9 protein-coding genes are annotated in these 12,704 nt (G+C 39.3%); 3 read left to right on the top strand and 6 right to left on the bottom strand.

Annotated elements, in window-relative coordinates; translation table 11 throughout:
* Positions 1 to 19: 19 nt before the first annotated feature.
* A complete protein-coding gene (locus NRL14_RS00105; RefSeq protein ID WP_306723693.1) occupies positions 20 to 2,497 on the bottom strand; it encodes a PilZ domain-containing protein in 2,478 nt (825 codons plus the stop codon).
* 356 nt (positions 2,498 to 2,853) lie between these two features.
* Between NRL14_RS00105 and radA the strand changes: the two genes are divergently transcribed.
* Positions 2,854 to 4,239, top strand: a complete 1,386-nt coding sequence (gene radA, locus NRL14_RS00110) for a DNA repair protein RadA (protein WP_008137434.1) — start codon at positions 2,854 to 2,856, stop codon at positions 4,237 to 4,239.
* An 87-nt stretch (positions 4,240 to 4,326) separates the two neighbouring features.
* Positions 4,327 to 5,259: a hypothetical protein gene (locus tag NRL14_RS00115; RefSeq protein ID WP_149606549.1), complete on the top strand. Its 933-nt coding sequence runs from the start codon at positions 4,327 to 4,329 to the stop codon at positions 5,257 to 5,259.
* Between the two features lie 411 nt (positions 5,260 to 5,670).
* On the opposite strand, the gene serA is transcribed toward NRL14_RS00115, so the two are convergent.
* The 5 genes from serA to metK form a co-directional block, all read right to left on the bottom strand.
* Positions 5,671 to 6,900 (bottom strand): phosphoglycerate dehydrogenase, encoded by a 1,230-nt coding sequence (gene serA, locus NRL14_RS00120; protein ID WP_149606550.1) that lies wholly within the window; start codon positions 6,898 to 6,900, stop codon positions 5,671 to 5,673.
* 9 nt (positions 6,901 to 6,909) lie between these two features.
* Complete coding sequence (gene rpiA / locus NRL14_RS00125) at positions 6,910 to 7,563, bottom strand: ribose-5-phosphate isomerase RpiA (protein WP_007377803.1); 654 nt, start codon at positions 7,561 to 7,563, stop codon at positions 6,910 to 6,912.
* A 53-nt stretch (positions 7,564 to 7,616) separates the two neighbouring features.
* Positions 7,617 to 8,213 (bottom strand): 5-formyltetrahydrofolate cyclo-ligase, encoded by a 597-nt coding sequence (locus NRL14_RS00130; protein WP_306723694.1) that lies wholly within the window; start codon positions 8,211 to 8,213, stop codon positions 7,617 to 7,619.
* Between the two features lie 20 nt (positions 8,214 to 8,233).
* Complete coding sequence (locus NRL14_RS00135; RefSeq protein ID WP_306723695.1) at positions 8,234 to 8,785, bottom strand: hypothetical protein; 552 nt, start codon at positions 8,783 to 8,785, stop codon at positions 8,234 to 8,236.
* 417 nt (positions 8,786 to 9,202) lie between these two features.
* On the bottom strand, positions 9,203 to 10,354 hold the full coding sequence (gene metK, locus NRL14_RS00140; protein ID WP_306723696.1) for a methionine adenosyltransferase: 1,152 nt from the start codon (positions 10,352 to 10,354) through the stop codon (positions 9,203 to 9,205).
* Positions 10,355 to 10,658: 304 nt separating this feature from the next.
* Between metK and tkt the strand changes: the two genes are divergently transcribed.
* Positions 10,659 to 12,650 carry a transketolase gene (gene tkt, locus NRL14_RS00145; protein WP_306723697.1) on the top strand — a complete coding sequence of 664 codons (1,992 nt, stop codon included), beginning with the start codon at positions 10,659 to 10,661 and terminating at the stop codon, positions 12,648 to 12,650.
* Positions 12,651 to 12,704 lie beyond the last annotated feature (54 nt).

Raw genomic sequence — 12,704 nt, forward strand, 5'->3', positions numbered from 1 at the left:
ATAGATTAGGTTAAACCAGTTAACGTAAGCGGTTTAACCAAATAAGTTTACGACGTCCCATTTGCTCAATTTGTTGTTGATTGAGGTCTAGGTGGCTAAGCGCTTCTTCAGTAATATCTACTACGTCACCTACGCCTGCTACAGACCATAATGCTTTTTCCAAATCTTTTGCTTTATGCATAGCGTATTGGCTTACATATTTTAATTCGTTAGATAAGTAATCGGTATCAGGACGTCCCGTACGTGATAAATATAAACGCATCACAAAAATTAGATCCGATTTAATACCTTGGCTAATTTTTTTCTCAAAGCCGCTATAGTCTTCACCTAGTACACATTGGCTTGTAATAGCATCTTTGATATCTCCTTTGCGGGGATCAAAGTTAATAGCGATTGTAAATGCCAGAGGAGGGTCTTGGCGGCTTCTATCTTTAATATGCGGCGAAATTACATTAATTATTTGCTCATCGGTCAATATACTAGATAAGTCTGTTTTATTACCCAGCAGCCCAAAGTTTTGTAAAATTACATGTAACGGGCTAGCGTATAAACCAAAACCAATGGCTCCCGTTTTAAAATGAGCAGCTTCTTTATGTAAGTATAATGGAAATTGACATACGCTTTTTGTAACCATATTTCTAAGCGCGGTAGATAAGCCTTCCACTTTAGGTGCTTCTTCAGATACTTTAAGTTTGTCTTTGTTGTTTTCAATTAACTGAGTGAAAAAGGTAACGCCAGCATGAGGGAAGTCAGATACCCGACTTGCTTTTAAGTTAATGGTAGTAAACGATTTACCAATTGCCATTACTTCATATTTTAATTCACTAAGTTGGTGCTTTTTAGTTATTTTTTGCAAGTCAGGAAATGATAATAAAATAATGTCACCTTTTTTAAAGGTGACGGGTTGCTCGCACTCAAGTTGTAAGCCCATTACAGAAAAGTCACGCGTGTAGCCACTAAAGGTAATGTCACCTAAGGTTATTTTTGCTGCTGTTTTATATAGATAGCGCTTATGCGAACGTAAATTTACATATTCAAGTGCAACAATATCTAAATAAGGTGGTGTTTGATGTTTAGCATGACCAAAATGTTTAAGCTGATTAACAAGTGCTTTATCATAATTTAATTTTTTATACTGCTCTTGTTCTACAGCATTACCAATACTTGTTAAAACAACAATGTACTTTACATCTTTTACTAGCCCTTCAACGCGAGGCGAAGGCGGCTTATTAAGCTTTTCAATGTTTTCACCAGTACTATTAGGTAAAGAAAGTGGAATGTACGAATCGTCTGGGTGAGTAGGCATGATTTGAAGTTTAAAACATTGCCAACTTTCTTTTTGACTGCCAAAACTTAAAAATAAACTGCTCAACTCAGGCGTTTTTTCAAGTTCACTACGTGTTGCAGAATAATAGTAAATTTTACCTGAGGATACATGCGTAAAAGTATAGAGATAATCTTCTTTAACGGCCGTTGTTTGCGTTAGCAATTGGGTTATACGCTGGTGATTGAGTACATTGTACAAACAAGGGATTGCTCTTTCGTCAGTAAAATAGCGCTGAATAAAAATATTATTTTCTGTTGTTAAGCTCAAGCTTGGGTAATAGTGATCATCTTTTTTGCTTAAAAATACATATAAAGAAGTTACTCGCGGAATGTAATATTGCTCATAGCCTTTTGAAACGACAGCATCAAGAGTGTTATCAAGGTTGACTTTATAACGGCGTTTATTGCCATGAATAAAGCTCTTTAAAAAGCGATCAAATGCTTCATTATTTTCTACATAAGTACGCTTTAAACGAATGTGGTTGTATTCACGAGATATATTTTCCACAGCCACTACTTCGTATTGAATACCGTTTTTTAAGCCTAGCTCAAAGTCTTGCTCAAGCCCGACTAAACGCATTGCGATGAGTTGACCTTTCTTTAAAATATGGCGGGTAACGAGCTTTACTTTACAGCCACTAAGAGAAATGTCAGAGGTACTTGCCGCAATGTTTTTCTTGTCATCGTAGGTAATAGTGACTTTTATTGAGTAGTTCATCCGCTCTTCACGGCGACTCTCATAAGAGGCAAATTTAATGACATCGGTATCTAACGAGTCATCTAGTCCTGGTAATTCAGCCTTTTCTATAGCCTTTTTTTGTAACACACGATGATTATTCTCAGTATTCATTACTGCTTCGTAAACAGCTAACGTGTACTCACCATGTTGTTCTAAAGCTTTTTCAAAAACCTCAATGGCAGTATCATCCATAAAGTGCTGTTTGCCATTGTGCTCATAGGGCTTTACATGTCCGGTAACTAAACCGCGTAAATCAACAAATCGGGCAACAGGCTGAGATAAGCGTGACATCTCCATTTTCATCAAAAATTGTTCAGGCTTTGTAAGCTCTGCCGTTTTTGATTTGAAAATCATGTCAAACTTGGTGTTACCTAAATATTGTTTTAGCTCATTCACGAGGTCTTCGTGTTTGAGCATTATGTCATCAGCCATTTATAAAACCATCACCGTCTAATTGAAAAAGTAGGTATACTGTTGAGTCTATTTATTAGAAAAAATAAACGTTAAACCATTCTATGTTATTAATATAGGTACGGTTATTTGAGTAACTACAGTTTAGCTCTTGTTATTATGTGTTAAATGCCATTTTGTTGGCAAGTTACTTTAAATTATTTCAAAGCAAAAAGTATGCCCTAAATTACAGGGAATAAAAACAGAATTGTATTTAATGATTGTGATACTAGGTTTTTCACAGGTAAAAATCGTTGCTGAGAAAAAGCGTGGAATGGCAAGATAATCATTTAATAGTAAGCATTTTAAAAATTAAAGAATAGTAGGTAAGGTTATTAATGGCAAAAGCGGCAAAAGTAGAGTTTGTTTGTACTGAATGTGGCATGAACTACCAACGTTGGCAAGGTCAATGTCGCTGTGGTGCATGGAACACATTAGCAGAATTTAAACCTTCAGCAGGGCACAGTAAAAAAGCGGCAGTGCGAGCAAGTGTAGGCGGTTATGCTGGTGGTATTGGTGGCGGCTCTAAAAAAATTAATGACATTACTACAACAGAGGCTGAAAAACAGCTAACTGAAATCGGCGAACTCGATCGTGTGCTAAGCGGTGGTGTCACAACTGGGTCGGTTAATATAATCTCTGGCGACCCTGGCGCTGGTAAAACTACATTGCTGTCTGATTTAGTGGCTAGGATGTCACAGCGTATGCCATCACTTTACTGTACGGCAGAGGAGTCTTTATCACAGTTTAAAAACAGGGTTAACCGTTTAAAGTTAAACTACAACCCTGATGAACTTTATTTACTTTCAGAAACAAGCGTTGAAACAATTATTGATGAGCTTGAGAAGAATAAAATTAAGTTTGCTGTAATCGACTCTATTCAAGCTGTTGTAACCGATACCGCTAATGGTAGCCCAGGCTCGCCTTCGCAAGTAAAGAGTGCCGCACAAGCATTGACTCAATATTGTAAGCAAAATGATGTCACCATGTTCATTATTGCTCATGTAAATAAGAATAACGAAATAGCTGGCCCGCAGACCTTGGTGCATATAGTGGATGCGCTTTTACATATTGACACCAACGATGGGCAAATTCGTACTTTGCGAGCCAATAAAAATCGCTTTGGTGATATTGATACTGTGGGCATTTTTAAAATGTGCGAACGCGGTATGTTAAGTGTTGATAACCCAAGCGAAATATTTTTATCGGGTTCAACCACCGATTCACCTGGGTCTACAATTACTTGTATTCGTAAAGGAAATCGTAATTTATTACTCGAAATTCAATGTTTAACCACCGAAACTGAGGCGGAATTTCCGCAGCGTGTTTGCGTTGGTTTAAATATGAATCGTATAAAAATGCTGACCGGTATATTGCGCAAGCACACTAAAACTAAAATATTTCACGATACGTTTTTCAATATAGTAGGTGGTTTAAGAATTGATGAATCAGAAACCTGTATTGATTTGGCGTTAGTTACCGCATTACTTAGTAGTTTAAATGAATTTGTTGTACCTCGTACCACATGTATTATGGGTGAGCTTAGCTTAAATGGCGATGTACGCCCAATTGATAGTGGTGTACCGCGCGTTAAAGAAGCAGCACAACATGGTTTTACTGAAATATTTATTCCATTTCGTAATTATCATAAATCCATGGAAGGGTTGGGTGCTAAAATTACCCCAGTAAAAACAGTGCATGAGTTACTTAGTTTAATTAACTAGCCAGCAAAAACGCTTAACCGGTAATGTTCATCAGTGTTACTCTTGAGTTAAGAGCATTTTATATTAAGAATTAAATAAGGAGATAACATGAAAAAATTAGTTATAGTTGCGGCTATTGTTGCAGCAGGTGTTGGTGGTGTAAGTTATGCAAATTATGTAGCAACACAAGAAGTGCGTGCAGAAGTAGATAAGCAACTTGCTTTAGTAAGTGAGCAAACGGGCGCTATATTTAAATATGCTGGTTTATCAGCAAGTGTTATTTCAAAAAGCGTAGAAATAACAAATATGGAAGTAATAAGCCCTGAGGGTGACAATGTTGCTAAGATTCAAAGTATTGAAATAACGGGTTACGATCCGGATAATATTTCGCCTCATACATCGTTTGATGTAAAAAGCTTCCAGTTTGATAAAGACTTTGCCGCAAAATTACCAGCAGATACGAACGAAATGTTAGCATCGGCAAGCTATGACTTACACTCATCGCTTGATTACGACGAACAGTCGGGCAACAGTGATGTGGTTGTTAAATTAGATGCAAAAGATATTGTTAGTTTTAATATGGATATGGGCTTAGCTAATTCAAAAGCATTAATGGATGCGTCATTGGCTATTAGTAAGGCGCAACAAGAAGCCGGTAATCAACCTCTAACTTACGAGCAAGAGTTACAGCAGCAAACACTTGTTATGCAAGCAATGAGCAAACTGGAGCCGCGCAATGTTAGTTTTTCCTTAAATAATCAAGGTAAGCTAAAAGATTTATTATCAAGTGAGCTTGAAAAGCAAGGTATGACGTTAGAGCAAATGGAACTTATGCTACAGCAGCAGTTACAACAAGCTCCCGTAACGCAAGACATAGCTGAGGCTTTAACTAGCTTTGCTAAAGGTTTGAATTCATTTAGCGTATCTGCAAAATTACCTGAAGGTAAAACCATGATGGAAGTTAATCAACACATTATGATGCTAGTAGGGCAACCTGAAGAGCTCGTTAAGTTTATTAATTTAGAAGTAAAAGGTGATTAATAATCGCGTTGAGCTGTCAGTGAAGCGAAAAGGCGTTGATGGCTCAATTTAAATAATTTAGGCGTGAGTTTTACTCGCGCTTTTTTGTGCCTTGAGGTTTTTATTTTAAACGGTGTTATTTAATATATTTAGATATGTAAAGCGAGGTATAAAACCTCACCTACAAATTATATATACCCAAGCGGTCGGTGCGATTTTACATCGCGCACATGTAACGTGTTTTTAATATGTACAAGCGAGGTATAAAACCTCACCTACAAAATTATATATATATCCAAGCGGTAGGTGCGATTTTACATCGCGCACACGTAACTTATGAGAAATACACAGCTTATAAAAAAACACCGCGCTTAAATTAAGTGCGGTGTTTTTATAAAACTGTAGTTATTGCTCAAGGAGCCAATCTCATTATTAATGAAGAATACGTGCTCTAATTGTACCCTCAACAGCGCTTAGCTCTTTAAGTGCAACTTCAGAGTGATCAGTATCTACATCAATAACAACATAACCAATTGCTGAATCTGTTTGCAGATATTGCGCGGCAATATTAATACCGTGCTGTGCAAACGCTTGGTTAATTTGTGTTAGTACGCCAGGACGATTGTGGTGCACGTGTAATAAACGGCTACGATTAGCAAGCTCTGGTAGCGATACCTCGGGGAAGTTAACCGCAGTAATCGTTGAGCCGTTATCTGAGTATTTAGCCAGTTTACCTGCTACTTCGATGCCAATATTTTCTTGTGCTTCTTGTGTCGAGCCACCAATGTGTGGTGTTAAAATAACATTGTCGAATTGACGCAGTGGCGATACAAATTCTTCATCGTTAGATTTAGGCTCAGTAGGGAACACATCGATTGCTGCACCACTTAGCTTTTTCTCGGTAAGCGCTTCTGCAAGTGCATCAATATCAACAACAGTTCCGCGAGAAGCGTTGATCAAAATAGATCCCTGCTTCATAACAGCAAGTTCAGCTGTGCCGATTAGGTTTTTAGTTTGCGGCGTTTCTGGTACGTGTAAGCTAATAATATCAGAGCGTTGTAATAGCTGAGTTAGGTTATGAACTTGTTTTGCATTACCCAGTGATAACTTATCTTCGATATCGTAAAACTCCACGTTCATACCGATGTTTTCAGCCATAATACCCAGCTGAGTACCAATGTGACCGTAGCCAATAATACCTAATGTTTTACCACGTGCTTCAAACGAACCATTTGCTGTTTTTAACCAGCCACCACGATGAGCTGCTGCATTACGCGCTGGAATACCACGTAGTAAAAGCAGAATTTCGCCAAGTACAAGTTCAGCAACAGAACGAGTGTTAGAAAACGGTGCGTTAAATACAGCAATACCACGTTCGCGTGCGCTGTCTAGGTCAACTTGGTTTGTGCCAATACAAAAACAACCAACTGCAACGAGCTTTTCAGCGGCATCTAATACCGCTTCGCTTATATGAGTGCGAGAACGAAGGCCTACAAAGTGTACATCTTTAATGCGTTCTTTTAGTTCGTCCTCAGGTAAGGATGTTTTAACGTAATCGATGTTGCTGTAACCGTTACGCTTTAGCGTTTCAACAGCGCTTTGGTGAACACCTTCAAGCAAGAGAATTTTAATTTTGTCTTTTGCTAACGATACCTTACTCATAACCTCATCCTATTTAATTTGAGGCCCATTTTTAGTGCCGATAATCACTTTATCAGCACCACGCATCGCAAATAGGCCGTTGGTAACTACGCCAACAATTGAGTTAATTTGTGTTTCAAGTTGTTTGGCATTGGTAATTTTTAAGTTAAATACATCTAATATAACGTTACCATTATCGGTAACTACACCTTGACGGTAAACAGGGTCACCACCAAGTTTTAATAATTCTCGTGCAACGTAGCTGCGCGCCATAGGGATAACTTCTACCGGAAGCGGAAAGTCACCTAACGTTTCTACTAATTTGGTGTCATCTACAATACACACAAATTGTTTAGCTACTGCCGCTACTATTTTTTCGCGAGTAAGGGCTGCACCGCCACCTTTAATCATTTCATTTTGAGCGTTAATTTCATCAGCGCCATCAACGTAGACATCCAAAACATCAATGTTATTGAGCTCAAATACTTCAATACCTAATTCTTTTAAACGAACGGTAGAGGCTTCAGAGCTTGATACAGCGCCTACAATAGTGTCTTTTACTGAGCCAAGGGCATCAATAAAATGGTTAACTGTTGAGCCTGTACCGACACCTACAATAGTGTTTTCTTTTACAAACTCGAGTGCAGCCCAGGCAGCTGCTTTTTTTAATTCATCTTGTGTCATTAATGTGTGCTCATCTATATCAAAAGTATGCTGCTAGTATACAAGTTAACGTGTTACCAGCAGTAGGTTTTATCTGGAGTGATAATAGTTTTAAGTGGTACATCCCACGACTCAATGGGTAACACGTCTACTTTTTGACATTCATGTGCTAAGCCAATAAGTTGTGGTTTTTGCCAATTTTGTTCGTGTAAACGCGCCAGTGTTCTATCATAAAACCCGCCTCCCATTCCTAGGCGATTACCTTGTTTATCAAATGCAACTAACGGCATAAGGAGGTAATCAAGCGCTGCTAATGGGCATATTTGAGAGCAGTTGAGCTTAGGTTCAAAGATACCATAGCGGTTTGCCCTCATGGGTGAGTTTTTTTCATAGCGCTGAAAGAGTAAATTAGTCCCATTGAAGGGGTGGATTACTGGTAGGTAAATGTGGTGATTTAGATTCCATAACTCTTTAATTAACAGTGAGGTATCTAGTTCTCCATCATTGCTTAAGTAGATTGCTATATGCTCTGTTTTATTCGTTTTTTTACTTTTTAAATGTTGAATAAAATTCATATATAGCGATTGTGCCGCTAAATTTTGTTGATTTTTTGACAAGTTATTACGTATTTCACGGATAGATTTTCTTATCTGTGCGCGGTTATTATTCATTTGATGATTTCACTATGCAATTATAAAGAAAATAAGCTAGGAAATGCCAAATATACAGCCAATATAATAAGTAACGTCACGGCTGTTGCTATTAAAGAATATAAAAGCACATTACTGCGTTTTTTAGGTGTGCTTACTAACTCTTCATCAAGCAATAAATCGTCGTCTTGCCAATCGTCATCTTCATCTATTTCAGGATTTTTTGATTGCTCTTCTGGTAAGCGTTGTTCAAGTTCTTCGAGTTTTTCTTCAAGGCGAATTAAGCTACTGGTGATGTAATCAAGGGCATCAAAAATACGTTCATCACGTTGACTGTTTTGAGGCTGCTCAGTTGAGGTATTAGCTGCATTTGAAACTGCCTGCAACTTACTTTTAATGCCCAAACTAGCTAATAGTTTGGCTTGTTTTAGTGCTTTGTCTTTATGGCTCGGTGCAAACAGTGGCTTTCCTTTAAAAAAAAGAGCTACTTTTTCTTCTGAGGTTTTTAGTTTATCTGCAAGGTTGATAGATGCAGCGTTACTGTCTATTCCATCAGCAAGTCCAGCAAATATAACGCGAAAATTGTCGGCCATTTAAGTACCCCTAAAGCTTTTTAATAAAAAGAGTATAAACCGAACTCCTTTATAAAGGCATCCATATGTAAAATTAAATTATTTTAACTTATGAGCTACTTTCTGTGCGATCACAAAATAAAGTCTGTGGATTAGGGCTTGTTGGCCTTTCAGGATTAAAATTTGTTCAATCTAGGGGCTGTTTAATCGCGGCGTGAGGTTTGTAACCTAGTGGGCTCGGTAACGGCTCCTGCGCTGCGCTACTGGCTTACATCCATGTAAGAATAAGTAAAAACCGAGCAACAAAGAGTAAATTGCCTTAATATTTTTATTAATGTACCGTTATTTTAATTAAGCTTGAATTTATTCTGCTATTTATAATACATAAAAAAAGCGCCAATTGGCGCTTTTTTTGTATTTAGATAGTTACCTAACCAATTAAAGGCCAGCAGCTGCGCGAAGTGCTTCAGCTTTATCTGTACGTTCCCAAGGGAATTCGTCACGACCAAAGTGGCCGTAAGCCGCTGTAGGAAGGTAGATAGGGCGCTCTAAATCAAGCATTTGAATTAAGCCGTAAGGGCGCAAGTCAAAGTGTTCACGAATAAGCTCGATTAAACGGCTTTCTTCTAACTTGCTTGTACCAAAGGTTTCAACGCTGATAGATGTAGGCTCTGCAACACCGATTGCGTAAGAAACTTGTAGTTCACACTTATCAGCAAGGCCAGCCGCAACTACGTTTTTAGCAACGTAACGTGCAGCGTATGCAGCTGAGCGGTCAACTTTTGATGGATCTTTACCAGAGAAAGCACCACCACCGTGACGAGCCATACCACCGTATGTATCAACGATGATTTTACGACCTGTTAAACCACAATCGCCCATTGGTCCGCCAATTACAAAGCGACCTGTTGGGTTAATGAAAAATTTAGTCGCGCTTGTAATAAGCTCTGCAGGAAGTACCGGCTTGATGATAGTTTCCATCACCGCTTCTACTAAATCTTTTTGTGAAATGTCTTCGCTGTGCTGAGTAGATAGTACTACTGCATCAATACCTACTGGCTTACCATTTTCGTACGCAAAAGTAACTTGAGATTTTGCATCTGGACGTAACCAGTTAAGCTCGCCGCTTTTACGTACTTGCGCTTGGCGCTGTACTAAACGGTGTGAGTAAGTAATTGGCGCAGGCATTAGCACTTCTGTTTCGTTACATGCGTAACCAAACATAAGACCTTGGTCGCCAGCACCTTGTTCTTCTGGGCTAGTGCGGTCAACACCTTGGTTAATGTCAGGAGACTGTTTACCAATAGTGTTTAAAATTGCACATGAATCTGCATCGAAACCCATGTCTGAATGCGTGTAGCCAATTTCACGTACTGTTTTACGTGTAATTTCTTCAATATCAACCCATGCGCTAGTAGTGATTTCACCACCAACCATAACCATACCTGTTTTTACGTAAGTTTCGCACGCAACACGGGCATGAGAGTCTTGCTCTAGGATAGCATCAAGTACCGCATCAGAGATTTGATCGGCGATTTTATCCGGATGACCTTCAGAAACTGATTCAGAAGTAAATAAATGTTTTGCCATTGTATTTCTGCTCACAAATATTGCGCTTCACAAACGTCGGTATTAGCGCTAAAAAATTAAGGGGCGTATTTTATCGAAAACAAAACACCTTGCATAGTGTTTTTACGCCTAGACGTCTAAATAAAATTACTAATAACTTTTTGGTCTTAAAAAATATTCATAATGCCTCACTTTTATAGGGTTTTTAATTGCACACAGCCCCCACAATAAGTAAGAATGGTCGCTATAAGCAAACCCAAGTTACTTGGGTGCATAAACAAACACATAAATACCCGCGCAAATACACATAAAGGTAGGAGAATTCATGCCATCTCGCAAAGAACTTGCAAATGCTATTCGCGTCTTGTCAATGGACGCAGTACAAAAGGCCAAATCTGGTCACCCTGGAGCCCCTATGGGCATGGCCGATATCGCTGAAGTATTATGGCGCGATTATCTAAAGCATAACCCAACTAATCCAGAGTGGGCTGACCGTGACAGATTTATTCTTTCAAACGGCCACGGTTCAATGCTTATCTATTCTCTATTGCATCTAAGTGGTTACGACTTACCACTGGACGAAATTAAAAACTTCCGTCAAATGCATTCTAAAACACCAGGTCACCCTGAATATGGCTATGCACCGGGAATCGAAACTACTACGGGTCCATTAGGTCAAGGGATCACAAATGCCGTAGGTATGGCCATTGCTGAAAAAGCGCTAGCTGCACAGTTTAACCGTGAAGGTCACGATATTGTTGATCACTTTACCTATGCATTTATGGGCGATGGCTGCCTTATGGAAGGTATTTCTCATGAAGCTGGTTCACTTGCTGGCACATTAGGTCTGGGTAAACTTGTTGCATTTTGGGATGACAACGGCATTTCAATCGATGGTGAAGTAGAAGGTTGGTTTACAGATGACACACCAGCTCGCTTTAAAGCATATGGTTGGCATGTAATTAGTGGTGTTGATGGCCACGACAGCGATGCTATAAGTGCTGCAATTGCAGAAGCTAAAAGTGTTACGGATAAACCATCACTAATTTGTTGTAAAACAATTATTGGTTACGGGTCACCTAACAAATCTGGTAGCCACGATTGTCACGGTGCACCACTAGGTGATGACGAAATTAAAGCATCTCGCGAATTTTTAGGTTGGACTGGCGATGCGTTCGAAATTCCTGATGATATTTACGCACAGTGGGATAGCAAAGAAAAAGGTCAGCAGCTTGAATCAAGCTGGGACGAAAAATTTGCAGCATACGCAAAAGCATACCCAGAGCTTGCAGCTGAATATAAGCGTCGTATTAATAACGAACTGCCTGGCGATTGGGCTGAAAAATCTCAAGCGTACATTGAGCAATTACAAGCAAACCCTGCAAACCCAGCGTCTCGTAAAGCATCGCAAAATGCATTAAACGCATTTGGTCCGTTGTTACCAGAATTTATGGGTGGCTCAGCCGATTTAGCAGGCTCAAACTTAACAATTTGGGATGGCTCTAAAGGTTTAACACACGACGATGCAAGCGGTAACTACATTTACTACGGTGTACGTGAGTTTGGTATGTCGGCAATTATGAATGGTATTGCTCTTCATAAAGGCTTTATTCCTTACGGTGCTACGTTCTTAATGTTTGTTGAATATGCAAAAAATGCCGTACGTATGGCTGCATTAATGAAGCAACCAAGCATTTTTGTATACACGCACGATTCAATTGGTTTAGGTGAAGATGGTCCAACTCACCAACCAGTAGAGCAAATTGCAAGCATGCGTTTAACGCCTAACTTATACAACTGGCGTCCATGTGACCAAGTTGAGTCGGCAATTGCATGGCAACAAGCTATTGAGCGTAAAGACGGTCCTACATCGTTAATCTTTACTCGCCAAGGTCTTGAGCAACAAGCGCGTGACGCACAGCAATTAAGCGATGTTAAAAAGGGTGGTTACATCCTTAGCTGTGACGGCAATCCAGAGATTATTTTCATTGCGACGGGTTCTGAAGTGCAACTAGCACAAGATTCAGCAACTGAGCTACGCAGCCAAGGTAAAAAGGTACGTGTTGTATCTATGCCATGTACTGATGCCTTTGAAGATCAAAGCGCAGAGTATAAAGAAAGCGTATTACCGGCATCTGTTACACGCCGCGTAGCAGTAGAAGCGGGTATTGCTGATTACTGGTACAAGTACGTAGGCCTAAACGGCGCAGTAGTAGGTATGACTACCTTTGGTGAGTCAGCACCAGCTAATGAGTTGTTTGAGCACTTTGGTTTTACAGTGGCAAACATTGTAAGCAAAGCAAACGAGCTTTTTTAATCGATTGCTTTAAAGATTAAAAGCCCGCTCTGTTTAAAACAGGGCGGGCTTTTT

The sequence above is a fragment of the Pseudoalteromonas sp. 20-92 genome (assembly GCF_030847595.1).
Lineage (GTDB): Bacteria > Pseudomonadota > Gammaproteobacteria > Enterobacterales > Alteromonadaceae > Pseudoalteromonas > Pseudoalteromonas fuliginea.